Raw genomic sequence first — 26,340 nt, forward strand, 5'->3', positions numbered from 1 at the left:
GGGTGCGACATTCGGACGCAGTCCATGAGCCGGCGCATGCCGCTGCCGATCGGCTGGACACTGGCCGTGCTGGCCATGTCGCTGTTCGGCAGCCTGGGTGCCTGGCAGTGGGGTCGGGCCGAACAGAAGGAGGCCATGCTGGCCGACACCGCGCGCGTGCTGGCCGAGCGCCAGCCGCAGGCGATGGCGCTGGCCGCGGATGCGTCGCGGTGGCAGGCTTACGATTGGGTGGTGGGCGAGGGCGAGTTCCTGCCCGGCCCGGCCATCCTGCTGGACAACCAGACGCGCGACCGCCAGCCGGGCGTGCGCGCCTACCGCGTGTTCCTGCCCTCGGGCGGCGGCGAGCCGCTGCTGGTGGAACTGGGTTGGCTGCCCGTGCCGGGCGACCGCACGATGCCGGCCGTGGCCCCGCTGCGGGGCCCGCAGCGCATCGCCGGCCTGCTGGTGCCGCCACCGTCGGAAGGCATCGCCCGGGCTTCGCCCACGGTGTTGGCGGACGGCAGCCTGCTGGTGATCGCCCTGCAGCGGGAGGCGCTGGCGCAGGCGCTGTCCCTGCCGGCGCTGGCGCCGCGCGTGCTGAAGCTGGACCCCGACCTGCCGCTGGGCTACGCCCGCGATCTCGACATCCTGCCGAACACGCTGCCGCCGGAACGCCACATGGGCTACGCGGTGCAGTGGTTCGGCCTGGCCGCTGCGGTGTTCATCACGGCGCTGGTCCTGACCTGGCGCAGCCGGCGAGCCGGTAGACAGGGCCGGTAGACATCTTCGACCCGCCATGCCCGCATGCTCGGGGGACGCGATCGGCATGCAGTGAGCCTGCCGGCCCCCGGTATCCACGGCAGGCCGGGCTGTCGTGACGGGTCGATCATCGCGAAGCGCGTGGTTCGACAGGCTCACCACGAACGGCCATCGAGCGGCCTTGTACGACATCCAGCGGGCTTGGCCTGCGGGACCGTGTTGTCCGGCGTCGGCATAGGGGCAATGAGCGCCCGGGCATGAGAAAATGCCGCCCATGGACCCCAAACCATTCGATCCCGCCCAGCGGCGTCGCGGGCGGTGGATGCTCGTCGGCCTGTTCGCCCTGTTCTTCGGCACCGTGTCCGGGGCCGGCATCTTGCGTTTCTCCGGCTGGCAGCCTGCGGGGCACAAGAACCATGGCCAGCTGCTGCAGCCGCCCGCGGATGCACGCGATCTGGCCCCCGCACTCGTCGATGGCGGCACGTACGCATGGAACCCCGCCGAGCGCCGCTGGCGCATTGTGGCCGCACCCGCACCCGGCTGCGCGGACGCGTGCCTGACCTTGGCGCGGGACCTGGACAAGGTCTGGCAGCTGTTCGGCCATAACGCCGACGAAGTCGACATCCTGTGGATCGGCGACTACCCGGCGCAGGCGCCGCGCCACGCGGCACTGCGCCAGGTCCGTGCCGACGATCCCCTGCGCGCGCGCCTGCCGCAGGTGGACGACGCTACCGGCACGCCGGTGTACGTGATCGATCCCCACGGCTTCGTCATCCTGCGCTACGCCCCGGGCTTCGACCCTGGTCACCTGCGTACCGACGTCGCCAAGCTGATCAAGCTCATCTGAGCTCCCGAACGAACCGCAGACCATGATGAATGCTGTTGCGCGCCCCGTGATCTACCGACATTTCCACCGCATCGCCTGGCTGGCGGTCGCGCTGACGCTGTGCGTCGTCGTGTTCGGCGCCTTCGTGCGCCTGTCCGATGCCGGCCTGAGCTGCCCGGACTGGCCGACCTGTTACGGCCGCGCCGCATGGCCGAAGGCCGTCGACGAAGCGGCTTCGCACGTGGCCAGCGAGATCCGTCCGTTCGAGACCCACAAGGCATGGCGCGAACAGGTGCATCGCCACATCGCCGCGTCGCTGGGCGTGCTGGTGCTGGTGCTGGCCCTGCTGGCCGCGCGTCGTCGCCGCTGGGGCATCGCGCAGATCCTGGCGGCCGCCGGGCTGGTCGGTGCCGCCATCCCGCTGTACATGCACGGCGAGCACGTCGCCGCGTCGGCGCTGGCGATCCTCGGGGAAGCCATCCTGCTGTTCGCAGCCCTGCGCTGGTCGAACATCGATCTGGCGCGCGCCGCCGCCCTGACGCTGGCGGTGATCATCTTCCAGGCGCTGCTCGGCATGTGGACGGTGACGTGGCTGTTGAAGCCCATCGTGGTGATGGGTCACCTGCTGGGTGGCCTGACCACCTTCTCCCTGCTGGTGTGGATGGCATGGCGCGCGACTGATCGGCCCATCACGCTGGCCGACGCCCGGGTGCTGCGGCGCTGGCTGGCCGGCGGCCTGGTGCTGCTCGGCATCCAGATCGCGCTGGGCGGCTGGGTCAGCGCCAACTACGCGGCGTTGGCCTGCGGCCTGGATTTCCCCAAGTGCGTGGGCCAGTGGCTGCCGCCGGCGGACTTCCGCGAAGGCTTCGTGCTGTGGCGGGGCATCGGCGTGGACTATGAGGGCGGCGTGCTGGACGGCGCATCGCGCATCGCCATCCAGCTGACCCATCGCGCCATGGCGGTGGTCGTGGCGCTGTACGTGCTGGCCCTGGCGCTGCGCCTGTTCCGCACGCCCGGCATGCGCGGCTGGGCGCTGACGCTGATCGTGCTGATCGCCGCGCAGGTCACCCTGGGCATCCTCAACGTCAGGCTCAACCTGCCGCTGCCGGTCGCCGTGGCGCACAACGCCGGCGCCGTGCTGCTGCTGTTCACGATGGTCTCGCTGCTCGCACGCCTGCGCAGGCCCGACTGATGGCGTCCACGTTCCGCCAGTACTGGGACCTCACCAAGCCGCGCGTGGTGGCGCTGATCGTGTTCACCGCGCTGGTGGGCATGTGCCTTGCCATCGAGGGTCTGCCCGATGGGGACCAACTGCTGCGCGGCGCGCTGGGCTTCCTCGGCATCTGGCTGGCCGCCTCCAGCGCCGCCGCCATCAACCAGCTGCTGGATGCGCGCATCGACGCGAAGATGGCGCGCACCTCGTGGCGTCCGTTGGTGCAGGGCCAGGTGAAGCCGTGGCAGGCGCTGGCGTTCGCGCTGGTGCTGGCCGCACTGTCGATGGCGATCCTGGTGCTGTGGGTCAACACGATCACCGCCATCCTGACCTTCGCGTCGCTGATCGGTTACGCGGTGGTGTACACGGTGTTCCTGAAGCGCGCGACGCCGCAGAACATCGTCATCGGCGGTATCGCCGGCGCGGCGCCGCCGCTGCTGGGCTGGGCCACGATGACCGGCATGCAGGGCGAGTGGGACTGGCCGCACGCGCTGCTGCTGGTGCTGATCATCTTCGTGTGGACGCCGCCGCATTTCTGGGCCCTGGCGATCTTCCGTCGTGAAGACTATGCGCGCGCGCTGGTGCCGATGTTGCCGGTGACGCACGGTGTGACCTACACGCGCTGGCAGATCCTGTTCTACACCGTGCTGCTGGTGGAGGTGACCGTGCTGCCGGTGGTATTCGGCATGAGCGGCTTCTTCTACCTGGGCGGCGCGCTGGTGCTGGGCTCGGTGTTCCTGTGGTACGCGTGGCGCCTGCTGACCCCGCCGGACGAGTTCTTCGCCATGCGCGTGTTCAACTACTCCATCGTCTACCTGATGGCGCTGTTCGCCTTCCTGCTGGTCGACCACTGGGCGATGCCGCTGCTGCGTCCGGCCGCCTCGGTGGGCGGCATCGCGTTCGTGCCGGCGGGGTGATGCTGCTGTAGGAGCGACGTGAGTCGCGACCGCTCCTGGTCGGCGCTTCTTCTGCTTGGCTCGTGCGATGCCGTTGCCGCACTTCCGCACGAACGAACTTGAAGCGTGGCTTCGTTCGTGCGGTCGCAACTCACGTCGCGCCTACACACCCCTCAGCGTTCGGGCTTCGCCAACCGTTCCATCACCACCGGCTCCAGCGACTTCAGTCCGGCCGCACGGCCCAGGGTGAGCGCCGCTTCCGGCGATGCGCCATCGACCTGGACGGCCGCCAGCGCCAGCAGCGCACCGACGCGGTTGCCCGAGGCGCAATGCAGCAGCACTTCGCCGTCGCGCTCTTTCAGCAGGGCATGCAGGGCCGCGGCGTTCGCCGGCGTGATGTCGTCCTTGCCGGCGATCGGCAGGGCGATGTAGTCCATGCCGAGGCGACGCACCTCGGCCGCCTGGTCGTAGCCGCGATCTTCCTGGGGAGCGCGCAGGTCGATCACCGTGCGTACGCCCTCGGCTTGCAGGCGCGCAAGATCGTCGCGCGAGGGCTGGCCACCGGTATGCAGCCCGGGTCGGGGCTGGACGAAATCGTGGGCGGTGGCGGCGAAGGACGCTGCGCACAGCAGCGCGGAGAGCAGCAGGGAAGCGGTGCGTTTCATCACGGAGTCCTCAATGGCGGCCGATGCGGGCCTGCAGCAGCGTGCGCAGTTCGTACTTGTCGGCTTCGTCCAGCCCGATATTGCGTTGCTTGGCCTGCAGTTCGTCAAGACGCTGCTGCAGCATCTGCTTCTCCAGCTGAACCGCGGCATCCAGGACCTCCTGCCGCCAGCCGTCCTCGTCGCCGGGCAGGCCCTGCATCGCCAGCTTCTGCAGCGCGGCGGCCTCGTCGCGTTCGGCGAAATGTTCCAGCAGCGCACCGGTGGTGATGTCGGGGCGCGCATGGACCAGGGCCAGCAGCTCCAGCAGCAGCTCCATGCCCGGCAATCGAAGGCCCGAGAAACCATGCGTCGATTCGATCGCCAGGGCCAGCGCGGGCTTGTGCAGCAGTCGCACGATGATGTGGCGGACCAGGCTGGGCTTCTGGCCCGGCTTGGCAGCGGATGCGCGCCGTGCCGGTGCCGGCGCGGGTGACGGCGTCGCGGTGCCCGCACCCACGCCCGTCACCACCGTCAGCTGCTGGCGCATCAGGTCGCCGAAGGCGCCATCGGGAATCTGTGCCAACAAGGGGCGTGCGCGCTCCGCAAGACGCGCCTTGCCGTCCAGCGTGGACAGCCTGATGTCCTTGCCCAGTTCCTGGAAGAAGAACTCCGACAGCGGCATCGCCTGCTGCAGGCGCGCGTCGAAGCCCGCCGCGCCTTCCTGTCGCACGATGGTGTCGGGATCCTCGCCATCGGGCAGGAACAGGAAGAAGGCCTGCCGCCCATCTTTCATGCGCGGCAGTACCGATTCCAGTGCGCGCCACGCCGCGCGCTGGCCCGCGGCGTCGCCGTCGAAGCAGAAATACACGTCGGGCGCGTTGCGGAACAGCAGTTCGGCGTGTTCCGGCGTGGTCGCCGTGCCCAGCGTGGCGACGGCCTCCTTCACGCCGAACTGGAACAGCGAGACCACGTCCATGTAGCCCTCGACCACCACCAGCCGCGCGATCTTCTGGTTGGCCTGCTTCACCTGCCACAGGCCGTACAACTCGCGCCCCTTGTGGAACAGCGCGGTCTCCGGCGAATTGAGGTACTTGGGGCCATCATCCTTCTGCAGCACGCGGCCGCCGAAGGCGATCACGCGTCCGCGCCGGTCATGGATGGGAAACATCACCCGGTCACGGAACTTGTCGTAGACGTGGCCGCGGTCGTTCTTCGAGAACAGGCCGGCGCGGTCGAGCAGCTTCATCCGCCGCTCGTCGGTGCCCAGCGCGTCCTTCAGTGCGGAATAGCCATCGGGCGCGTAGCCGATCATGAACTGCGTGCGGATCGCCGCATCCACGCCGCGGCCATCGAGGTAGGCCTTGGCCTTCTCGCTGCCCTCCAGGTTGCGCTGGAAGAAGCGCGCAGCGGCTTCCAGGGCGTTGAACAGGTCGCGGGTATCGTTGTTTTCGTTGCGCTGCTGCGTCTCGCGCGGCACTTCCATGCCGTTGCGGCGGGCCAGTTCTTCCACCGCATCGAGGAATTCGAGGCGGTCGTAGTTCATCAGGAACGATAGCGCGGTGCCGTGCGCGCCGCAGCCGAAGCAGTGGTAGAACTGCTTGGTCGGCGACACCGTGAACGAGGGCGAGCGCTCGTCGTGGAACGGGCAGCAGGCCGAGTATTCCTTGCCCTGCCGCTTCAGCGGCACGCGCGCGCCCACCACCTCGACGATATCCGTCCGGGCGAGCAGTTCGTCGATGAAGGCGTCGGGGATGCGGGCCATGGGCCACATAGGATGCCATGCCCGGCCGGGCCGCCGGGGTCGCGCGCTACCATGCGGTCATGCCTGCGACGATGCCCTCCGATGAAGCCCTGTTGGTCCAGCTGCGCGAGGCCGTGGGCGCGGCGCACGTCCTGACGGGTACGCGGGCGACGCGCCGCTACCGCAAGGGCTACCGTTTCGGCGACGGCCCGGTGCTGGCCGTGGTCCGCCCCGGCACGCTGCTGGCCTTGTGGCGCGTGCTGGAGGCCACGGTGCAGGCCGGGCGCATCGTGCTGATGCAGGCGGCGAACACCGGGCTCACCGGGGGTTCCACGCCGGATGGCGACGACTACGACCGCGGCATCGTACTGGTCAGCACCCAGCGGCTGGCCGGCGTGCAGGTGATCGAAGACGGCCGCCAGGTGGTCTGCCTGCCGGGCGCGACGCTGGACGTGCTGGAAAAGACGCTCGCACCGCTGGGACGCGAACCGCATTCCGTCATCGGCTCCTCCTGCATCGGCGCTTCCGTCCTCGGCGGCGTGTGCAACAACTCGGGGGGCGCACTGGTGCGGCGTGGCCCGGCCTACACCGAGCTGGCGCTGTACGCGCAGGTGGACGACGACGGCGTGCTGCGGCTGGTCAATCATCTCGGCATCGCCCTGGGCGACACGCCGGAGGAGATCCTGACGCGGCTGCAGGCGGGCGACTACACGGCCACGGACATCGCCCGCGATGCCGACCGCGCGGCCTCCGACCGCGGCTACGCGGCCCACGTACGCCAGGTCGATGCGCCGACGCCGGCGCGCTACAACGCCGATCCGTCGCGCCTGCACGAGGCGTCGGGATGCGCGGGGCGACTGGCCGTGTTCGCGGTACGGCTGGATACGTTCGAGAAGGACGAAGCCGCCGTGTTCTACATCGGCAGCAACGATCCGGACGACCTGACGGCCGTACGACGCCACCTGCTGACCGCCTTCGAGCGGCTGCCGATCTCCGGCGAATACCTGCATCGCGACGCCTTCGATATCGGCGACCGCTACGGCAAGGACACCTTCCTGTTGATCGACCGCTTCGGCACCGACCGGGTGCCGGCGGCATTCGCCCTGAAGAGCCGCATCGACGGCTGGTGCGAGCGGTGGGGCCTGCGCGGCCTGACCGACCGCGTGCTGCAGGCGGTGTCCGGGTGGTTGCCCGACCACCTGCCGCCACGTCTGCGTGATTTCCGCGTGCGCTACGAACACCACCTGCTGCTCAAGGTGTCGGCACAGGACGCAGGTGCCACGCGCGATTTCCTCGACCGCTTCTTCGCCGGCCGCGAAGGGGCATTCTTCGCCTGCGATGCCGACGAGGGCCGCAAGGCGTTCCTGCACCGGTTCGCCGTCGCCGGCGCCGCCGTGCGGTATCGTGAAGTGCATCGCGACACCGTGGAGGACATCGTCGCGCTGGATGTCGCCCTGCGCCGCGACGACCGCGACTGGGTGGAGACGCTGCCCCCCGCGCTGGCGGACACCATGGTCGCGCGTCTCTATTACGGGCCCTTCTTCTGCCACGTCTTCCACCAGGACTACATCGTGCGCCGGGGAACGGATCCGCTTGCGGTGGAGCAGGCGCTCTGGAAGCTGCTGGATGCGCGTGGCGCCGAGTATCCGGCCGAACACAATGTGGGCCACCTCTACCACGCCAAGCCGCAGCTGGCCGCGTTCTACCGCGGGCTGGATCCCACCAACACGTTCAATCCCGGCATCGGCAAGACCAGCAAGCGGACTGATTGGAAGGAGTGAGTGGAGAGGAGTGAGGAGTGAGTAAAAGCTGCTTTCTCGCACTCCTCACTCATCCCGACTCACTTCTCGAACTCTGCGCTCGTCGATCACCGCCGTGATCAGCGCCCCGGCGAAGAACACCACGCTGGCGTAATAGATCCACACCAGCATCAGCACCAGCGCGCCCATCGATCCGTACGCGCTGCCGGGTGCCGCTTCGGCCAGGTAGAGGCCGATCAGGTAGCGCCCGCCTGCGAACAGCAGCGCCGTGATGACGCCGCCCAGGAACGCCTGCTTCCACGCCACGCGCCGGTCCGGCAGGTAGTGGTAGAAGAAGGCGAAGGCGAGCGCGTACAGCATCAGGGTACTGGTGTAGCCCAGCACGGGCAGCAGCGACGGCAGCCGTGCGAAGGCCACCTGCAGCGCCGTGGTGGCGATCATCGACACGATCAACAGGAAGCCGATGGCCAATACCACGCCCAGCGAGAACACCCGCTTCTTCAGCCACGCCACCAGGCCATTCAGACGCTGCGCGTCGGTGCGGAAGATCAGATTCAGCGCACCCTGCAACTGGGCGAAGACCACGGTCGCGCCGACCAGTAGCAGCGCGGTGCTCCACAGCCCCGCCAGCGAGCCCAGGTCGGGACGGGCGTCGGCGTTGCGGATCACGGTGGTGGCCACGGCGGCGGCATCGGAGCCGGCAAGCTGGCCAATCTGGTCCAGCAGCGACTGCTGTGCGGGCGGGTACAGCGAGGCCGTCAGCCACAGCAGCAGGATCAGCAGCGGCGCCAGCGACAGCAGCGCATAGAACGACAGCGATGCGGCCTGCGTCATCAGGTCGGTCTCGATGAAGCGGCGCATCAATGCCGCGGGCAGGCTGCGCTCGGCGCGCGCCCCCAGCCGCTGCAGGTGTTGCCGGATGGCGGGAAGGCGGACAGGCGTGTGCATGGGCCGAGGGTGGCCCGCCGCGTGTCAGCGCTTCGTTAGCGCGGCGTCGTCGGGACGTTCACGTGGACGCGTCGGCCAGCGCGCGCAGTGCCTCGCCGCTGACGCGCTGCACGGTCCATTCGTCCATGCCGGTGGCACCCAGGCGGCGATAGAAATCGATCGCGGGCGTGTTCCAGTCCAGCACCGACCATTCGAAGCGGCCGCATCCGCGTTCCACCGCCAGGCGCGCCAGATGCACCATCAGCCGCTTGCCCAGCCCCAGGCCGCGATAGCGGGGATAGACGAAGAGGTCTTCCAGATACAGCCCCGGCTGTCCGAGGAAGGTCGAGAAACTGTGGAAGAACAGGGCGAAACCGGCCGGCGTGCCGTCGGCCTCGGCGATGACGACTTCGGCCGCAGGCCGCTCCCCGAACAGGTGCTGTTCCAGCAGGGCGGGCGTGGCAACGGCCTCGTGGGCGAGTTTTTCGTACTCGGCCAGGCCGCGGATGAAATCGAGGATCTGCGGGATGTCGGCGCGGGTGGCCGGGCGCAGGGTGATGGTGGGGGTCTCCATGGCGTCAGGATGCCATGGAGACGTCCCCCGAGCGGCTTGGGCTCAGCCCGCCAGCTTCTTCTTGATCAGCGCGGACACCAGGCCCATGTCGGCCTGGCCGGCCAGGCGCGGCTTCAGCACGCCCATCAGCTTGCCCATGTCGGCCGGGCCGGACGCGCCGGTCTCGCCGATGGCGGCCTCGATGGCGGCCAGGATCCCGGCCTCGCCCAGCTTGGCTGGCAGGTAGGCGTCGATCCCCGCGATCTCGGCGCGCTCGACGGCGGCCAGGTCCTCGCGGTGGGCGGCTTCGTACTGGCTGACCGAATCCTTGCGCTGCTTGACCATCTTCTCCAGCACGGCCAGCACGGCGGCATCGTCCAGTTCCACGCGCTCGTCGACTTCCTTCTGCTTGATGGCGGCGTTGATCAGGCGGATGACGCCCAGGCGATCCTTCTCGCCGGCCTTCATCGCGGCCTTCATGTCATCGGTGAGCTGCTGTTTCAGGGACATGGGTGACTCCTGCGGAGGGTGGGGCGGCGCCCGCGGGCGCCAAAAACACAAAAAGCCGGCGACGCTTGCGCGTGCCGGCTTCTCGCGAAGCGACGCGGCCCAGTACAGGCGCTGGCGCTTGGTGACGGCGCGCGAGCTGCGGCGCAGCTGGCGCTTCACCGCGGCGGCGGCCTTGCGCTTGCGCTCCTGGGTCGGCTTCTCGTAGAACTCGCGCTTGCGGGTTTCGGCCAGGACGCCGGCCTTTTCGCAGGTGCGCTTGAAGCGACGCAGCGCAAACTCAAACGGCTCGTTTTCGCGGACTTTGACGCTGGGCATACGTAATCTCGGTGAAGTAAAGGCCCGGGCAGACCGGGTGAGCCGCGTATTATAGCGGCTGACTCCGGCGCTGCAACCCACCCCGGCTTGTCCCTGTCCCCCAGGAGCCCCAGATCCCCGTCATGAAAGTCCTCGGCATCGAAACCAGCTGCGACGAAACCGGCGTGGCCGTCTACGACACCGGCCGGTCCGGCGCGGCCGGCCTGCGGGCCCACGCGGTGTACAGCCAGATCGCCCTGCACGCCGAATACGGCGGTGTGGTGCCGGAACTGGCCAGCCGCGACCACGTGCGCAAGCTGCTGCCGCTGATCCGGCAGACCCTGGCCGAGGCCGGCCTGGAAACCCGGGACCTGGACGGCGTGGCCTACACGGCCGGTCCGGGCCTAGTCGGCGCCCTGCTGGTCGGGGCCGGCGTGGCCCGGTCGCTGGCCTGGGCGCTGGACGTGCCCGCCGTGGCCGTCCATCACATGGAAGGCCACCTGCTGGCCCCGCTGATGGAGGACGATCCGCCGGAAGCACCGTTCGTGGCGCTGCTGGTCTCCGGTGGACACACCCAGTTGGTGGCCGTGGATGCGATCGGCCGCTACCGCCTGCTGGGCGAGACGCTGGACGACGCCGCCGGCGAAGCGTTCGACAAGACCGCCAAGATGATGGGCCTGCCGTACCCCGGTGGTCCGCAGCTGGCTGCGCTGGCCGAACAGGGGACGCCGGGCCGGTTCAGGTTCGCCCGGCCGATGACCGACCGCCCCGGGCTGGACTTCAGCTTCTCCGGCCTGAAGACGCAGGTGCTGCTGGCGTGGCGCGACAGCGACCAGTCGGAACAGACCAAGGCCGACATCGCGCGCGGCTTCGAAGATGCGGTGGTCGACACGCTGGCGATCAAGTGCGAACGCGCGCTGGACGAAGCCGGCAGCGACGTCATCGTCATCGCCGGGGGCGTGGGCGCCAACAAGCGCCTGCGCGCGAAACTGCAGGACATGGCGCTCAGGCGCGGCGGCCGCGCCTGCTTCCCGCGTCCGTCGCTGTGCACCGACAACGGCGCGATGATCGCGTTCGCCGGCGCACTGAGGCTGGAGGCGGGCCAGCACGAGACGGCCGAAGTGAAGGTCACGCCGCGCTGGGACATGGCCACGCTGGCGACCGTGGCCGCAGCGGGCTGAGGGGAACGGGCGCGGCGAATTCCGTTCAGGTTCAAGGCGGTGCGGCTAGGCTTTCCCGCTCCGCCAACCGGTGCGCCCGCCTGCGCAATGCAGATGCCAGTGCGCGCATGAACCACCTCAAGGGGTAACGGAATGACCGAGCAGCTGGATGCCCTGCGCGCAAGCCTTGCGCCGTATTCATGGGCGTATACCGTCGTCGTCGCCTGCGCACTGGTACTGCTGGCGTGGCTGGCCAACTGGATCACCAAGCGCGTGCTGCTGCGCGGCCTGCGCCGGCTGCTGGCCACGCTGCCGCTGGGCCAGGGCGACCACCAGGTCCGCCTGCGGGGGATCCCGCGCCTGGCCAACGTGGTGCCCGCGGTGGTGCTGGCCGCCGGCGTCGCCTTCGTGCCGGACCTCCCGGCGCTGCTGGTGACGGTCGTCCGCAACGTCTGCTTCGCCTTCATCATCCTCACGGTCGCGCTGGCCGTCGCGGCGGCGCTGGACCTGGCCAACGAGGTCTACCAGCGGCGGCCCGATGCAGCCGACAAGCCGATCAAGGGCTACCTGCAGCTGCTGAAGATCGTCGTGTTCGTGGTCACGGCGGTGCTGATGGTCGCGGCGCTGATCGACCGCTCGCCGGTGATTCTGCTGTCGGGCCTGGGCGCGATGATGGCGGTGCTGATCCTGGTGTTCCAAGACACGCTGCTGTCGCTGGTGGCCAGCGTGACGCTCAGTTCCAACGACATGGTGCGGGTGGGCGACTGGATCGAGATGCCCAGCCAGAACGCCGACGGCGACGTCATCGACATCGCCCTGCACACGGTGAAGGTGCAGAACTGGGACAAGACCATCACCACCATCCCCACCAAGAAGCTGATCAGCGACTCGTTCAAGAACTGGCGCGGCATGAGCGAGTCCGGCGGGCGCCGGATCAAGCGCGCGTTGCACCTGGACCAGAACAGTGTGCGTTTCCTGGACGAAGACGGGCAGACGCGGCTGCGCCGCTTCCGCCTGCTGGCCGACTACCTGCAGCGCAAGGATTGCGAACTGGACGCCTGGAACGCACGCCTGGCCGAGCAGGGACGCGAGCGCGTCAACCAGCGCCGCATCACCAACCTCGGCACCTTCCGTGCCTACGTCGAGGCCTACCTGCGCGCGCATCCGACATCCACGACGGCATGACGCTGCTGGTGCGCCAGTTGCCGCCGGGCCCGACCGGCCTGCCGCTGGAGGTCTACTGCTTCACCCGCACCGTGGCATGGGGGCCGTACGAGGGCATCCAGTCGGACATCTTCGACCATCTGCTGGCGATCCTGCCGGAGTTCGGGCTGCTGGTGTTCCAGCAGCCGGGTGGGGCCGACGTGCGCCGGCTGCACGGTGTGCCAGGTGCGGCCGTGGCGGCCATGGGCTGAGCGCGCCCATCGATTGCGCGTACCATTCCCGCACCCGGATCCAGAGCCCCCCCATGGACATCGTTTTCATCGAAGACCTGCGCATCGAGACCGTCATCGGCATCTACGACTGGGAGCGCGGCATCCGCCAGACCGTGGCGCTGGACGTGGAGATGGCGTTCGACAACCGCGTGCCGGCGGCGAGCGACGACATCGCGCACACGCTGGACTACAAGGCCGTGTCCAAGCGGCTGATCTCCTTCGTGGAGGGGGCGAACTTCGGCCTGGTCGAGACACTGGCGGAGCGGTGCGCAGCGATCATCCGCGACGAATTCGGCGTGGCCTGGGTGCGGTTGAAGCTCAGCAAGCCCGGCGCGGTCACCGGCGCCCGCAACGTGGGCGTGCTGATCGAACGCGGCGAACGTCCGGCCTGACGCCATGGGAATGGCCTATCTCAGCCTGGGCAGCAACGTCGAGCCCGAACGCCACCTGCGCGCCGCCGTCGCCGCCCTGCGCGCGCGGTTCGGCGAGGTGCTGCTGTCGCCGGTCTACCGCACGCGGTCGGTCGGTTTCGACGGCACCGACTTCCTCAATGCCGCCGCCGTGATCGACAGCGACCTCGACCCCTTCGCGCTCAACGACTGGCTGCATGCGCTGGAAGATGCGCATGGCCGGGATCGCAGCGGGCCGCGCTTCTCCGACCGCACGCTCGACATCGACATCGTGCTTTATGACGACCTGGTGCTGCAGGGGCCGGGCAACCTGCGGCTGCCCCGCGATGAGTTGAAGCACGCGTTCGTGCTGCTGCCGCTGGTGGACATCGCGCCGGAGGCGGTCGAGCCGCGCAGTGGACGCACGCTGGCGGCGCTGTGGCGCGAACATTCTGACCACGCCACGCCTCCCCAAGCGGTGCCATTCCCGTAGCGTGCGCCGCGCGCACGACCTTCGGGACCCGAATCATCGCGCCGCTCCACCCACCGCATGACCGGGCTACGCTGCGGTCGTGCGCATGGCGCACGCTACGGCGTGCGTGCGCTACGTGATGTGCCGGCCGCCGTCGACGTGGATCACCTGGCCGGTGACGTAGCCGGCGGTGTCGCCGAGCAGCCAGGCGACGGTGCCGGCGATGTCGCCGGGATCGCCGATGCGGCCCAGCGGTGTCTGCGCCAGCAGTCGGTCCTGCACGTGTGGATCGATCCCGCCATCCGGCCACAGGATGGCGCCGGGCGACACCGCGTTCACCCGCACCTCCGGCGCCAGCGATGCCGCCAGCCCGCGCGAGACCGCCAGCAGCGCGGCCTTGGAGGCGGCGTACACCGCCAGGTCCGCACGCGGTTTCTCGGCATAGATGTCGGCGATGTTGACGATGGCGCCGCGTGCGGCCCGCAGGTGCGGCGCTGCCGCCTGCGCCAGGAAGAATGGCGCGCGCGCGTTGACCGCGAACAGTTCCTCCCATTGCGCCGGGGTGGCGCCGCCCACGGGCGTGGGATAGAACGCCGATGCGTTGTTGACCAGGGCGTCCAGACGGCCGAAATGGCCCACGGTTCTCGCCACCAGTTCGGGCAGGCGGTCGAAGACCGCCAGGTCGGCCTGCAGCATCAGCGTGCTGCCCTGGCGCCCGGCTTCCAGTTCGTCGACCAGACCGTGCATGTCGGCGGCCGAGTCCCGGTAGTGCAGCGCCACGTCGTAGCCGTCGGCATGCAGCCGGCGGGCGATCGCGGCGCCGATGCGACGGGCGGCGCCGGTGATGAGGACGACACGACGCGATGTGGGCATGGCAGGCTCCGGAACAGGAGTCCGCATTCTCCCTGCTTTGCACCGGAATGGCGCAAGACCGCACCGAAAAATGTGAGTCGATCTTCGCGTCGAAGGGATGCTTGACGACGCGAGCATCCAGCGGGCATGTTGCGACGCATCACCCCGTGCCGGATGCGCCGGCCGGGACAGCAGGAAGGCGAATGGACTGGGCGAAGTACCGCACCACGACCTTTGACGAACTGATCCAGGCCGATGGACGGCCGCGACCGGCCGCACGCCGCTTGGTCGAATACCTGGAGGGACTGTCCGGCCGTGAACTCGCCGAACGCCAGCTCGCCGCCGACGTGGTGGCGCGCGTGCAGGGCATCACCTTCACCGTGTACTCCGACGGCCGCAACGTCGACCGCACGCTGCCGTTCGACCTGATCCCGCGCATCATCCCGCTCAGCGAATGGCAGCGCACCGAAGCCGGCCTGAAGCAGCGCATGCGCGCGCTGAACCTGTTCATCGGCGACATCTACGGCAGGCAGCAGATCGTCAAGGACAAGGTGTTCCCGGCGATGCTGCTGAAGGATTCGGTGAACTTCCGCGCGCAGTGCGTCGGCATCACGCCGCCCTTGGGCGTGTGGGCGCACATCTGCGGCTCGGACCTGGTGCGCGACGGCGACGGCACGCTGTACGCGCTGGAAGACAACCTGCGCATCCCCAGCGGCGTCAGCTACATGCTGGAAAACCGCATGGTGGCCAAGCGCGTGTTCCCGGAACTGTTCGAGACCAGCTCGATCCTGCCGGTGGACGAATACCCCAGCCAGCTGTACGACACCCTGGCCGCGCTCTCGCCGCGCCCGGGCGACACGCCGGTCATCGCGCTGCTGACGCCGGGCGTGTTCAACAGCGCCTACTTCGAGCACGCCTACCTGGCGCAGGCCATGGGCATCGAACTGGTCGAAGGCAGCGACCTGTTCGTCGCCGACGACGACTGCACCTACATGCGCACGGTGTACGGGCCGAAGCGCGTGGACGTGGTCTACCGCCGGGTGGACGACCTGTTCATCGATCCGGAGGTGTTCCATCCGGATTCCGTGCTGGGCGTGCCCGGCCTGATTCGCAGCTGGCGTGCCGGCAGGGTCGCGCTGGCCAACGCGCCGGGCGCCGGCGTGGCCGACGACAAGGTGGTCTTCGCCTACGTGCCGAAGATGATCAAGTACTACCTGGACGAGGATCCCATCCTGCCCAACGTGCCGAGCTACCTGTGCCACAACGCCAAGGAGCGCAGGTACGTGCTGGAGAACATCGAGAAGCTGGTGGTGAAGCCGGCCAACGAATCCGGTGGCTACGGCATGCTGATCGGCCCGCGCTCGACCAGGCGACAGCGCGAGAAATTCAAGGCATTGATCGAAGCCAACCCACGCAACTACATGGCGCAGCCCACGCTGGCGCTGTCCACTGCGCCCATCGTCACCAAGCAGGGCCCGTCGCCGCGCCACATCGACCTGCGCCCGTTCGTGCTGTCGCGCCAGGACACCTATGTCACCACCGGCGGGCTGACGCGCGTGGCGATGGTGAAGGGTTCGCTGGTGGTCAATTCCTCGCAGGGCGGTGGCGCCAAGGACACCTGGGTGGTGGACCTGGCAGACGACGACGGGGAGAACGCCTGATGCTGTCGCGGGTGGCCGACAACCTGTACTGGTTCAGCCGCTACGTGCGGCGTGCAGAGAACACCGCGCGCCTGGTGGGCGTGGGCAGCCAGCTGCAGCTGGACATGCCCCGTTCGGTGCGGTTCGCGTGGCGGCCGATGATCGACACGGTGGGCGCGGGCGACTGCTTTGAGCAGTGCTACCCGGATGCCGGCGACGCCGCAGGCGACGTGGACGTGATCCGCTTCCTGCTGCTGGACGAACGCAATCCCTCATCGCTGCGCACGTCCGTGGATTCCGCCCGGGAAATCCTGCGCGGCATCCGCGACACGCTGCCACAGGACGTCTGGGAAGCGATCAACGACCTGCACCTTTACATCGGCGCGCAGGGCGAGCGCAGTCTGGGCCGGCGCTACCGCATGGAGTTCCTGCAGCGCATCGTCGACGGCTGCCTGAAGGTCTCCGGCCTGCTCAGCGCGAACGTCAGCCGCGACATCGGGTACCAGTTCCTGCGCCTGGGCACGGCGCTGGAGCAGGCCGACATGACCACGCGCATCATCGATGCCGGCGCCTCCGGCCTGGTCACCCCGCGCCACGAAGAGGATCGCGAAGCGTTCCAGAACATGCAGTGGATGAGCGTGCTGCGTTCGCTGGCCGCGTACCAGATGTTCCGTCGCCACGTGCGCCAGCGCGTCACCGCGGAACTGGCCCTGCGGTTCCTGCTGCAGAACAACGAGTTTCCGCGCAGCGTGCACTTCTGCCTGACGCGCGCGCAGAGCGTGCTGCCCACCATGCCGCCCCGCCCTGGCGTGGACCGCCATCTCAACCGGGTGATCGGGATGACCCGCAACGCCGATCCGGCCGTGCTCGCGGAGCGGAACCCCGCCGCGTTCATGGACGAGATCCAGACGCACCTGGGCGCGCTGCACGATGCCATCGCCGCGGGCTACTTCCACGGGTGAACCCGATCAGTCGCGGGCACGCCACGCAGCGGCCGACACGGCCGCGAGCTTGCTGGCGATCAACGTGCCGGCCACGCCCGCCGCGATACGCCATGCCGGCGGCACCCACCATGCCAGGCAGAGGGCAGTAAGCCCCAGTCCCACGCAGAACACGAGCAGCGCGACCACCCAGGGCTTCAGGCCGCCGGCAGCCATCGGTCGTTACTGCTGCTGGCCCTGGGCGTCGCCCGGATCCTGTCGCGAAGGAATCCGGCGGGGCGGCATGGCCGGCAGTGGCCCCGGCCCGTCTTCGCGTTCCTGCGGCGGTTCCCACGGGAAACGCGGCAGGCTGTGCACGGCGGCTTCCAGCTTGCGCGACCAGGTGTCGTGGATCTCGGCGTACAGCGGGGTGTCCGCTTCCAGCCGCATCTTCTGGCTGATCTTCAGGTCGCCGCTGCGCAGCAGCGCCATGTCCACCGGCATGCCGACCGACAGGTTGGAGCGGATGGTGGAATCCAGCGACACCAGTGCGCAGCGCGCCGCATCCTCCAGCGATGTTTCCGGGCGGATGATGCGGTCCAGGATCGGCTTGCCGTACTTGGACTCGCCGATCTGCAGGTACGGCGTTTCCGGCGAGGTGGCGATGCAGTTGCCGAGCGGATAGACCATGTACAGGCCGGGACGCTCGCCCGCGATCTGGCCGCCCAGGATCAGCGTGGACTGCACGTTGACGCCGCTCTGCTGCGCCTCGTCTTTCATCTTCACCTGGCTGGCGACCAGGGTGTCGCCGACGTACTCCGCCACTTCGTACAGGTGCGAGAATGTGCGCAGGCTCCGCGTCGCATCCGGATCGTCGGCATCGCGCTGCAGCCGCGAGATGGTCAGCTGCGTGGTGGCCAGGTTGCCGGCCGACATGATGACGAACACGCGGTCGCCGGGCCATTCGAATACGTGCATCTTGCGGTACACGCGCACATCGTCGAAGGAGGCGCTGGTGCGGGTGTCCGCGGCGAAGACCAGGCCTTCGTTGACTTCGATGCCGACGCAATAGGTCATGGCGTGTCCGTTGCTGCTGTGCACCACGATTCTATGCGCGACCCCCGGGGTTGGCTAGGGCCGCCATTCCAGTGTCAGACGGCCCGTACAATGACCGGGTTTCCCGCTGTCCGGTGCACCATGCAGGCCGATCTGCCCCTCCCCGACGACGACGCGCGTGCGCACAGCGAACGCCTCGCGGCCTTCATCCGCAACGAGATCGCCGCCGAGGGCGGCAGCATTCCGTTCTCGCGCTTCATGGAGTGCAGCCTCTACGCGCCCGGGCTGGGCTACTACAGCGCGGGCAGCACCAAGTTCGGCGAAGCGGGTGATTTCACCACCGCGCCGGAGCTGGGGCCGCTGTTCGCCAGCTGCGTGGCGCAGGCGGTGGCGCCGGTGCTGCAGCAGCTGGGCCCGGAAGCCGGGTTCGTCGAGATCGGCGGCGGCAGCGGTGCATTCGCCGAGATCATGCTCAAGCGGCTGCTGGAACTGGATGCGCTACCCACGCGCTACGCCATCCTCGAGCCCAGCGCCGATCTGCGCGAACGCCAGCGCGAACGGTTGGGGCGCCGGCTCATCCCGCCCGTGTTCGAACTGGTCGAGTGGCTGGATGCGCCACCGGACGAGACCTGGAATGGGGTGCTGTTCGCCAACGAAGTGATCGATGCGCTACCCACCCCGCGCTTCACGCTGCGTGACGGTGAAGTGTTCGAGGAAGGCGTCGCGCTGGACGGGGAGGGTCGTTTCGTCCGCACCGACCGTCCGGCCGACGCGCTGCTGTCGGCCGCAGTCCGCCATGTCGAACGCTACCTGGATGCGCCGTTCCCCGATGGCTACCGGTCCGAGCTGCTGCCGCAGCTGCCTTACTGGATCCAGGCGGTGATGGGCGGCCTGGACAAGGGCGTGATGCTGTTCGCCGACTACGGTTACCCGCGGCGCGAGTTCTACCAGGCCGACCGCGACGACGGCACGCTGCGCGCGTACTACCGGCATCGCGTCCACAACGATGCCTACTTGTGGCCGGGCCTGCAGGACATCACCGCATCGGTCGATTTCACCGCGTTGGCCGAGGCTGGTACGAATGCCGGCTTCGACCTCGCCGGCTACACCACGCAGGCGAACTTCCTGCTGGGCAACGGTCTGCAGGAGCGGCTGGACGAAGCGCAGGCGCGTGCGGACGAGGCCACCCTGTTGCGCCTGCGCAACGAAGCCAAGCGGCTGACGCTGCCCAGCGAGATGGGTGAGCGCTTCCAGCTGATGGGCTTCTCGCGCGATGTCGAGTTCGGCGCGGCCTTCCTGTTCAACGACCTGAGCTGGCGCCTGTGAGCGGTGTTTTCATGTTGAAGCCGTTCCATCGCCCGCGCCTGTGGTGGGGCCTGTGGCTGCTGGCTGTGACGGGCGTCGTCGTCCTGTCGCTGGTCAACCTGAGCGGCCTGCCGCCGGTGCCCGAAGGGGGCGACAAGGTGGAGCACTTCCTCGCCTACGCGCTGTTGTCGGCGTCGGCGATGCAGCTGTTCGCGACGCGACGCGGCTGCGTGGTCGTGGCAGCACTGCTGATCGCGTTGGGCGTCGGTCTGGAGTTCGCCCAGGGCGCGCTGACCGCCACGCGCATGGCCGATCCGCGCGACGCCTTGGCCAATACGCTCGGCGTGCTGGCCGGCCTGTCCACGTTGTTCACGCCCTTGCGCGACATGCTGCTGGCCTTCGATACCCGGCTTCGACCGCGACGCGCGTAGCAGGAACAGAAGAAAAGCCGGGCATTGCCCGGCTTTTCTTCGACGGCAGTATGCCTCAGCGCGGCTGCAGCGTGATGCGGTCCAGCACCCACATCTGCGGCCGGGTGTCGCCGGTGAAGCGCACGCACAGGTCCTGCCTGCCGGCGGTGCCGGCGGGCAGCGGTGCGTCTAGGTCCAGGAATCCGTCCGCGCCCGGTGCCGCCGGCAGCGGCACGCTGGCCAGCGTGTGGCCCTTGCAGCCGCCTCCCAGGATTTCCAGCTCGCCCAGCGGCGACTTGGCCGGTTCGAACGTGCGGTGCGGCTCGTCGTGCGCCAGCTGGAAGTAGTACGGGATGCGTCCCGCACGCACCTTGATCGACGCGATGCCGTCCAGGTCGGCCTGGTTCCACTGCCAGCAGGGGTAGAAGATCGTGGCATTGAAGATCGCGCGTTCGCTCTCGGCCGGGCCGTCGTCTTCCAGACGCAGCAACAGGCGGCCCGCATCGGGGCACACGGCCATCGCCTCGTCGGTGCGCGTGAGCAGTGCGGCGGGCGTCAGCTCGAACGTGGCGGCGGGCGCCAGGCGCGGCCCTCGGCGAAGGCCGCCGCACGCACGGTGACCGGCAGCTTCAGGTCGAGCGGCGATGCGAACGCCTTGGAAGTCGATGTCGGTTCACTGCCGTCGGTGGTGTAGTGCACCGGATAGCCGAGCGGATTCGACAGCGTGACCTTCACGGTGCCCGCCTTGCGGTCGTCCTCGGTCGCGATCATCGCTTCGAACGGCGTCTTCGCGTAGCCCAGGCCGATGGCGTCGTAGCGCTTCAGCTGCGTGGGCAGGCGGCGGGTGAAGTCGGCGAAGTCCTTCTTTGCCGCGGGCGTCCAGCCGGTTTCGGCGACCGCCGCCAGGCGCGGGAAGGCGTTGTGCTGCAGGCGCGCGAACGTGCGCGTGTGCTCGGTCCACAGGTTGGCCTGCAGGCCGAGGATGTGGTGGCGCTGGCTTTCCTCCAGCTCCGGCGGCACCGGCTCGAACGCGTAGACGTCCTGCAACGTGATCAGCGCGGGGCGACCCGGCGGCTCGTTCGGCGACGCCGTCTGCAGGTAGTCGAGGTAGGTCTTGTTCGACGGCGACATCACCACGTCATGGCCCTGGCGCGCGGCCTTCAGACCGCCTTCGATGCCGCGCCACGACATGACCGTGGCTTCCGGCGGCAGCTTGGCTTCGAGGATCTCGTCCCAGCCGATCAGGCGCTTGCCGTGTCCGGCGAGATACTTCTCCAGCCGCTCGACCAGATACCCCTGCAGATCCATTTCGGTCTTCGCGCCGACCTGGCGCATGCGGGCCTGCTCGCGTGCCGACGCTTCCCACTGGTCCTTCACCGCTTCGTCGCCGCCGATGTGCACGTAAGTGCCCGGGAACAACTGCACCACTTCGCCCAGCACGTTCTCCAGGAACGTGATCGTCGGTTCTTCCACGTTGACCAGGTTGGGGAACACGCCCCACTCGCTCGACGGCACCAGCGGCGTGTCGATGGAGCCGAGCTCCGGATACGCAGCGATCGCCGCCGTCGCGTGGCCCGGCACATTGATCTCGGGCACGACGGTGATGTGGCGTTCGGCGGCGTACTTCACCACGTCGCGGATCTGGTCCTGCGTGTAGAAACCGCAATAAGGGCGCGGCTCACCGGTTTTCGGGTCCTTGCCGCCATCGCCGGCGGGAATGCGGCAGCCGCCGATTTCGGTGAGCTTCGGGTACTGCTTGATCTCAATGCGCCAGCCCTGGTCGTCGGTCAGGTGCCAGTGCAGGGTGTTGAGCTTGTGCAGGGCCATCGCGTCGATGATCTTCTTCACCTCGTCGACGGTCTGGAAATGGCGCGCGGGGTCCAGCATGAAGCCGCGCCAGGCGAAGCGCGGTGCGTCTTCGATATGGAGCGCCGGCAGCGTGACGCCGCCCTTGTCGCCCTGGGTGGCGAGCTGCCACAGCGTCACCGCACCGTAGAACAGACCGCGCTCGTCGCGTGCCTTCACCGTGACGCCATCGGGCGTGATGTCCAGCGTGTAGGCCTCCGGCGAGGCCGCAGCCGCATCGCCCGTTTCCAGTACGAAGCGGATGACGTTCTTGGCATCGGCGTCCGTGATCGCCAGTGCAGGCCCGCCCGCCGACGTAAGGTAGGCGGCGAACTGGCCGGCGACGCGCGTCGCCGCGGCGCCGGTGGCGGACACGCGGGTGTCGGCATTGATGACGAACGATCCTTCGCCCGCCTGCAGCGTGGCGGGCGCGGGAATCAGAGCCGGCGTGATGGGCGCCGAAGCGGTCGCGGCGCCGGCATCGCTGCCCGTCCTGGCACAGCCGGCCAGGACCAGCAGGGTGATGGCCATGCCGGCCAGGGCGCGACGGACGAAGGGTCGTTTCATCGGAATCCTCGTGGGCGAACGAGCGGAGAGTGCCAAAAAAAAGCGGGCCCGGACAAATCCAGGCCCGCAGAGGGAGAGCGTTCCCTTACATCGGTGATGCGATCAGAACTTGAAGCGGAAGTTCAGGTAGTACTGGCGGCCGTTGCTGTAGAACGCATGCGGCAGATAGCCCGGCACCGCGTCGTTCTCCGTGTAGTACTTGAGCTTCGGATTGTTGAGGTTCAGGCCGTCCAGGCTGATCGTCAGCCAGTCGGTGGCCTTGAAGCCCAGCGAGGCGGACACGGTATCGAAGTCGTCCTGGTAGAAGTTGTCGGCGCGACTCACGCCGGCATAGAACGAGCTGCGGTAGCTGTAGTTGATACGGGCGTTGAAGCGGTCGTTCTCGTACCAGGCCGACAGGTTGTAGGTGTTCTCGGACGTGCCGTTGAGCGGCTTGCCGCCATCGGCTTCGCCATCCACATAGGTGTAGTTGGCGTTGATGCCGAAGTTCTCGCCGATCGGCTGCTCGTAGGTCAGTTCCACGCCGCGCGCCTTGCCGTTCGAGTTGACCGGGATCGACACCAGATAGTCGCTGTAGACGTCGGTACCCGCCGCCTGGCTGGCCTGCTGGTCCTTGTACTGGACGATGACGTTGCCGAAATCGACGTAGCCATCCATGTCCATCGAGAACACGCTGGCGGCCAGCAGGGCGCGTGGCGCGAAGTACCACTCGATCGAAGCGTCGAAGTTGGTCGAGACCAGCGGGTCGAGGTTCGGGTTGCCGCCGCTGCCTTCGTGGGTCAGGTCGTTCAACGTCAGCGAGCCGGCCAGCGCCGAGAAGTCCGGGCGGGTCATGGTCTTGCTGCCCGACACGCGCGCCACCAGGGTATCGGTCAGCTCGAACTTGAAGTTCACGCTGGGCAGCAGTTCGTTGTAGTCGTTGTTGACCACGACTGGCAGGTAGTCGCCGAAGGCCGAGCCGGTGATCGCGCCCGGGATGCCGGAGTTGACCGCCAGTGCCTGGTTGTAGTGAACGTCCGTCTCGGTCTGCACGTAGCGCAGACCGGCATTGCCGCTCCAGCGGTCGCCGCGGAAGTTCAGCTGGGCGTACACGGCATTGATGTCCTCCTCCACCCCGTAAACGTCGGAGAAATAGAAGCGCTCGGGGTTGTTGCGGTTGGCGAAGCGGGCGTTCAGCTCCGCCAGCTGTGCAGGCGTGTAGTACCAGATGCCTGAGGGCACGTTGCCGCCGACGCCGAAATCGCTCGGGTAGGCGCCGCCGGCCGCCGGATAGGCGTTGATGTCGGTCCAGTTGCTGGCCCAGTTCGGACCCTGTGCGAGCGAGAAGTCGTTGCTGCGCTCGTGCGTGGCGAAGCGGTAGCCGAAGTCCAGCGAGGACAGCACGTCGGACTGGAAGAAGAACTGGCCGTCGGCCGAAGCCCAGTCTTCCTTGTCCAGCACGTCGATGCCCTGTGCGCCGAAGATCCAGCCGTTCTGCGGGAGGTGGTTCGCGGCCGTGTTGGTGCCGCCCAATGACCAGTCGATGGGGTTGCCGACGCCGTTCATGCTCCAGCTCGCGCCGGCGTTGCCGGCGATGCCGGTTTCCAGCACGTCCTGGGTGGGGCTGCTGCCGTTGCCCTTGGTGGAACCCAGCTGGAAGACGAACTTCAGCGCGTCACTGGCATTCCACTCGGCATCCAGTGCGATGTACTTGGAGGTGGACTCGGCGCCCGGGCGGGAGATCATGTCGTACACGCCGTAGGGCGTGACGGCCGTGCTGGTGGTGTCCGGTGCGTAGGTGGCGCTGGTCAGCACGCCGTTCTCGATGGTGTAGCTGCTGGGGGCGCGCGCGTTGATGAACTGGCTGGCCCACATCATGTAGTTGCGGTTGTAGTTGTCCGCCTTCAGGCGCGAGTAGAACGCGTTGACGTTCAGGGTCAGGTCGTCGGTGACCTTGGCTTCGATGTTCGCCACACCACCCTGGCGCTTGCGCACCTGCTCGAACAGCGCAGCGCCGATCAGGTTGGGGGACAGCACGCCCACCAGGTCGGGATTGCTGGTCGCGACGGGAGTACGGGTGACGCCGTCCGCTTCGAACTCCGCGATCGTGCCGTAGCCGCCCACCACTTCCTGGCCGTCGCGGCGCAGGCTGCGTTGTTCATTGAAAACCTGTACCAAGAAGCCAGCGGTGCCTTCATCGTTGCGCCAGTTCAGCAGCGCATCGAGCTGGGGCTTGGTGTCGCCCGGCAGGTCGGAGTGGACCGCGCCGATGGAGCCCTGGATCGTCAGCGGCTCGGCGAACTGCAGCGGCCGGCGGGTGATGATGTTGACCGAACCGGCGGTGCCGCCCTCGACGAGCTTCGCTTCGGAGGTCTTGTGGACGACGACGCGGTCGACGATCTCGGACGGATACAGCGAGTAGCTCACGCTGCGGCCGACGTTGCCGACCTGGCTGAGCACGAACCAGTCGCCGGTGCCGATGGTGTGGCCGTTGACGAGGGTCTGGGTGAGGCTGGGATTCGTGCCGCGCAGGCTGACACGGTCGGCTTCGTCGAAGCCGCCTTCACTGGCGCTCGAGGACGCGATGTTGACGCCGGGCAGCTGGCGCAGGGTGTCGGCCACATTCTTGGCCGGCAGCTTGCCGATGTCCTCGGCGGTGACGACTTCGACGTGCGTGGCGGCATCGCGCTTGGCGTCGAGTGCTTTCTCGATGCTGCCACGGATGCCGGTGACCACCACGGTGTCGAGGTCGGTCGCCTGGGTGCCGGTCGGCTGGGCGTCCTGCGCGTGTGCCTGCACCGCCACACCCAGACAGGTCACGATGGCGGCGGAAAGGATGGATCTGCGGTACGTCATGATGTCTCTCCCATCATTCATTGTTTGAGTTTCGGCAGGTCTTGCTCGCGCTTGCTCCGCCGTGCTGAAGCCGTTACTGCAATCGACGCCACGCCTGTCCCGGCGCTTGCTCTTCAATCTTCCTGCTGTTGCTCCAGGTACCACTTGGCGGCACCCACCACCCCGAGCTGCCCGTGCTCCACCAGCTTCACGGGAATGCGTTCCAGCGCCTCGCGCATCGTTCCCTTGTTGAGGAAGCGCGCCACGAAGCTGCTGTTGATCAGGAAATCGCGGATCCTGGGCAGGATCCCGCCGGCGAGGTACACGCCACCCTGCACGCCGTAGAGCAGGGCCATGTCGCCGACCACGCTGCCGAGCAGGCCGCAGAACACGTCCAGGCTTTCGCGCGCCAGGGCGTCCTCGCCCGACAGCGCAGCGGCCGTGACCTGGCCCGGATGCGTGTAGCCCGAAGGCGCTGCGCCACGGACGGCGCACAACGCGGCATGCAGGTTCAGCAGGCCGGGGCCGGACAGCGCGTGTTCGACCGGCACGTGCGTGCGCGTCTTCAACATTTCGGCGAGCAGTGCCATTTCCAGTGCATTGCCCGCCGTCAGCGCGGCCTGGCCGGCCTCGGTGGCCAGTACCACCGCGCGTGCGCCGACGGGGATCCACACCGCTGCGCCCAGGCCGGTGCCCGGACCCAGGATCAGCGTCGGGCCGCGCGCCGGTGCGATGGCGGGGCCGGTCAGCTGCAGCACCTGGCTGGCATCCACCTGCGCGGCGGCATGCGCCACGGCTTCGAAATCGTTGACCAGGCGGACGTCGTCGAAGCCGAGCCGCGTGCGCAGGTCGGCCAGCGACAGGCGCCACGGCAGGTTGTTGGTGATGACGGTGCCGTCTTCCAGCGCATACCCGGCGCTGGCGATCACGCCGCGCGTCACCCGTCCGTGGTCGAGGCTCAGGTGGGCGAGGAAGTCCTGGACGATGTCGCCCAGGCCGGCGTGCTCGGCACAGGCGTACTTGCGGTACTCCAGCACGTGGACCGGCGTGCCGGCGTCGCCGCTGCCGCGCACCAGACCGATGCGGACGTGGGTGCCACCGACGTCCGCCGCGATGAAGGCGTCGTGCGCCCCGCGGCTGGTCTCTGTCGGCAATGGATTGGCAATGGCGACCACACGTCTCCCTACATGTCCGCGGCCGGGACCCCTCATCCCGATGGGGCCGGAGTGTGGAAAGTGTTTGACAACGTTGTCAAGACTCTGTCATGAAATAGGCGTTCGAGCGGCCAAGTGATGTCGAAGAATGACAACAATTGCCGTATTCATCATTCGATTGCGCGCAGGAATGGGTTCAATGCAGTCTTCCCGAAGAC

The 26,340-nt window shown here is 68.2% G+C and carries 24 protein-coding genes and 2 pseudogenes; 13 read left to right on the forward strand and 13 right to left on the reverse strand.

What is annotated here, in order from left to right; genetic code table 11:
* The first annotated feature begins 24 nt into the window (after positions 1-24).
* The 4 genes from CSC76_RS03125 to cyoE all read left to right on the forward strand — a co-directional run bounded on the left by CSC76_RS03125 (position 25) and on the right by cyoE (position 3,694).
* Positions 25-759, forward strand: coding sequence for an SURF1 family protein (locus CSC76_RS03125; RefSeq protein ID WP_162108605.1), 735 nt, complete (start codon positions 25-27; stop codon positions 757-759).
* A 253-nt stretch (positions 760-1,012) separates the two neighbouring features.
* Positions 1,013-1,585, forward strand: a complete 573-nt coding sequence (locus CSC76_RS03130; RefSeq protein WP_162108606.1) for a hypothetical protein — start codon at positions 1,013-1,015, stop codon at positions 1,583-1,585.
* Between the two features lie 25 nt (positions 1,586-1,610).
* Entirely contained in the window at positions 1,611-2,756 is a 1,146-nt protein-coding gene (locus CSC76_RS03135) for a COX15/CtaA family protein (RefSeq protein WP_162108690.1), read from the forward strand.
* Positions 2,756-3,694 carry a heme o synthase gene (cyoE, locus tag CSC76_RS03140; protein WP_238394856.1) on the forward strand — a complete coding sequence of 313 codons (939 nt, stop codon included), beginning with the start codon at positions 2,756-2,758 and terminating at the stop codon, positions 3,692-3,694. The genes CSC76_RS03135 and cyoE overlap by 1 nt, the downstream gene beginning before the upstream one ends.
* 152 nt (positions 3,695-3,846) lie before the next feature.
* Here the strand turns inward: cyoE and CSC76_RS03145 are convergent, their stop codons facing one another.
* Both CSC76_RS03145 and dnaG read right to left on the reverse strand, forming a co-directional pair.
* On the reverse strand, positions 3,847-4,338 hold the full coding sequence (locus CSC76_RS03145) for a protein tyrosine phosphatase family protein (protein WP_162108607.1): 492 nt from the start codon (positions 4,336-4,338) through the stop codon (positions 3,847-3,849).
* A gap of 10 nt (positions 4,339-4,348) precedes the next feature.
* Positions 4,349-6,079 carry a DNA primase gene (dnaG, locus tag CSC76_RS03150; RefSeq protein WP_162108608.1) on the reverse strand — a complete coding sequence of 577 codons (1,731 nt, stop codon included), beginning with the start codon at positions 6,077-6,079 and terminating at the stop codon, positions 4,349-4,351.
* A gap of 71 nt (positions 6,080-6,150) precedes the next feature.
* On the opposite strand from dnaG, the gene dld reads away from it, so the two are divergent.
* Positions 6,151-7,839, forward strand: a complete 1,689-nt coding sequence (gene dld, locus CSC76_RS03155; protein ID WP_162108691.1) for a D-lactate dehydrogenase — start codon at positions 6,151-6,153, stop codon at positions 7,837-7,839.
* 45 nt (positions 7,840-7,884) lie between these two features.
* Here the strand turns inward: dld and CSC76_RS03160 are convergent, their stop codons facing one another.
* The 4 genes and pseudogenes from CSC76_RS03160 to rpsU form a co-directional block, all read right to left on the reverse strand.
* Positions 7,885-8,766, reverse strand: a complete 882-nt coding sequence (locus CSC76_RS03160) for a YihY/virulence factor BrkB family protein (protein ID WP_162108609.1) — start codon at positions 8,764-8,766, stop codon at positions 7,885-7,887.
* Between the two features lie 58 nt (positions 8,767-8,824).
* Entirely contained in the window at positions 8,825-9,319 is a 495-nt protein-coding gene (locus CSC76_RS03165) for a GNAT family N-acetyltransferase (protein WP_162108610.1), read from the reverse strand.
* Positions 9,320-9,361: 42 nt separating this feature from the next.
* Positions 9,362-9,808, reverse strand: a complete 447-nt coding sequence (locus CSC76_RS03170) for a GatB/YqeY domain-containing protein (protein WP_162108692.1) — start codon at positions 9,806-9,808, stop codon at positions 9,362-9,364.
* A gap of 102 nt (positions 9,809-9,910) precedes the next feature.
* Positions 9,911-10,123, reverse strand: a pseudogene (rpsU, locus tag CSC76_RS03175) (30S ribosomal protein S21); the annotation flags it as partial.
* 122 nt (positions 10,124-10,245) lie between these two features.
* On the opposite strand from rpsU, the gene tsaD reads away from it, so the two are divergent.
* The 4 genes and pseudogenes from tsaD to folK all read left to right on the forward strand — a co-directional run bounded on the left by tsaD (position 10,246) and on the right by folK (position 13,580).
* Entirely contained in the window at positions 10,246-11,283 is a 1,038-nt protein-coding gene (gene tsaD / locus CSC76_RS03180) for a tRNA (adenosine(37)-N6)-threonylcarbamoyltransferase complex transferase subunit TsaD (RefSeq protein WP_162108611.1), read from the forward strand.
* A gap of 132 nt (positions 11,284-11,415) precedes the next feature.
* Positions 11,416-12,677: pseudogene (locus CSC76_RS19230) on the forward strand (mechanosensitive ion channel family protein).
* Positions 12,678-12,730: 53 nt separating this feature from the next.
* Positions 12,731-13,090 carry a dihydroneopterin aldolase gene (gene folB, locus CSC76_RS03190; RefSeq protein WP_162108612.1) on the forward strand — a complete coding sequence of 120 codons (360 nt, stop codon included), beginning with the start codon at positions 12,731-12,733 and terminating at the stop codon, positions 13,088-13,090.
* Between the two features lie 4 nt (positions 13,091-13,094).
* On the forward strand, positions 13,095-13,580 hold the full coding sequence (gene folK / locus CSC76_RS03195) for a 2-amino-4-hydroxy-6-hydroxymethyldihydropteridine diphosphokinase (RefSeq protein WP_162108613.1): 486 nt from the start codon (positions 13,095-13,097) through the stop codon (positions 13,578-13,580).
* 111 nt (positions 13,581-13,691) lie between these two features.
* Here the strand turns inward: folK and CSC76_RS03200 are convergent, their stop codons facing one another.
* The gene (locus CSC76_RS03200; protein ID WP_162108614.1) at positions 13,692-14,432 is read right to left on the reverse strand and encodes a pteridine reductase; all 741 of its coding nucleotides are present in this window, start codon (positions 14,430-14,432) and stop codon (positions 13,692-13,694) included.
* 182 nt (positions 14,433-14,614) lie between these two features.
* On the opposite strand from CSC76_RS03200, the gene CSC76_RS03205 reads away from it, so the two are divergent.
* The gene (locus CSC76_RS03205) at positions 14,615-16,072 is read left to right on the forward strand and encodes a circularly permuted type 2 ATP-grasp protein (protein ID WP_162108615.1); all 1,458 of its coding nucleotides are present in this window, start codon (positions 14,615-14,617) and stop codon (positions 16,070-16,072) included.
* Entirely contained in the window at positions 16,072-17,013 is a 942-nt protein-coding gene (locus CSC76_RS03210; RefSeq protein ID WP_162108616.1) for an alpha-E domain-containing protein, read from the forward strand. Before CSC76_RS03205 ends, CSC76_RS03210 begins: the two co-directional genes overlap by 1 nt.
* Positions 17,014-17,019: 6 nt before the next feature.
* Here the strand turns inward: CSC76_RS03210 and CSC76_RS03215 are convergent, their stop codons facing one another.
* Together CSC76_RS03215 and CSC76_RS03220 are read right to left on the reverse strand one after the other, a co-directional pair.
* Positions 17,020-17,208, reverse strand: a complete 189-nt coding sequence (locus CSC76_RS03215) for a hypothetical protein (RefSeq protein WP_162108617.1) — start codon at positions 17,206-17,208, stop codon at positions 17,020-17,022.
* 6 nt (positions 17,209-17,214) lie between these two features.
* Positions 17,215-18,048: a proteasome-type protease gene (locus tag CSC76_RS03220; RefSeq protein ID WP_162108618.1), complete on the reverse strand. Its 834-nt coding sequence runs from the start codon at positions 18,046-18,048 to the stop codon at positions 17,215-17,217.
* A gap of 120 nt (positions 18,049-18,168) precedes the next feature.
* On the opposite strand from CSC76_RS03220, the gene CSC76_RS03225 reads away from it, so the two are divergent.
* Both CSC76_RS03225 and CSC76_RS03230 read left to right on the forward strand, forming a co-directional pair.
* Positions 18,169-19,353, forward strand: coding sequence for a class I SAM-dependent methyltransferase (locus CSC76_RS03225; protein WP_162108619.1), 1,185 nt, complete (start codon positions 18,169-18,171; stop codon positions 19,351-19,353).
* Entirely contained in the window at positions 19,341-19,763 is a 423-nt protein-coding gene (locus CSC76_RS03230) for a VanZ family protein (protein WP_374500532.1), read from the forward strand. The genes CSC76_RS03225 and CSC76_RS03230 overlap by 13 nt, the downstream gene beginning before the upstream one ends.
* Before the next feature lie 55 nt (positions 19,764-19,818).
* On the opposite strand, the gene CSC76_RS18970 is transcribed toward CSC76_RS03230, so the two are convergent.
* The 4 genes from CSC76_RS18970 to CSC76_RS03245 all read right to left on the reverse strand — a co-directional run bounded on the left by CSC76_RS18970 (position 19,819) and on the right by CSC76_RS03245 (position 26,179).
* On the reverse strand, positions 19,819-20,262 hold the full coding sequence (locus CSC76_RS18970) for a hypothetical protein (protein ID WP_238394857.1): 444 nt from the start codon (positions 20,260-20,262) through the stop codon (positions 19,819-19,821).
* A gap of 35 nt (positions 20,263-20,297) precedes the next feature.
* Positions 20,298-22,154, reverse strand: a complete 1,857-nt coding sequence (locus CSC76_RS03235; protein WP_238394858.1) for a beta-N-acetylhexosaminidase — start codon at positions 22,152-22,154, stop codon at positions 20,298-20,300.
* Positions 22,155-22,256: 102 nt separating this feature from the next.
* Positions 22,257-24,989, reverse strand: a complete 2,733-nt coding sequence (locus CSC76_RS03240) for a TonB-dependent receptor (protein ID WP_162108621.1) — start codon at positions 24,987-24,989, stop codon at positions 22,257-22,259.
* Positions 24,990-25,102: 113 nt separating this feature from the next.
* Positions 25,103-26,179, reverse strand: coding sequence for a glucokinase family protein (locus CSC76_RS03245; protein ID WP_162108622.1), 1,077 nt, complete (start codon positions 26,177-26,179; stop codon positions 25,103-25,105).
* Between the last annotated feature and the right edge of the window lie 161 nt (positions 26,180-26,340).

It is taken from the genome of Pseudoxanthomonas mexicana (genome assembly GCF_010093385.1).
In the GTDB taxonomy this organism is placed as follows: Bacteria; Pseudomonadota; Gammaproteobacteria; order Xanthomonadales; family Xanthomonadaceae; genus Pseudoxanthomonas_A; species Pseudoxanthomonas_A mexicana.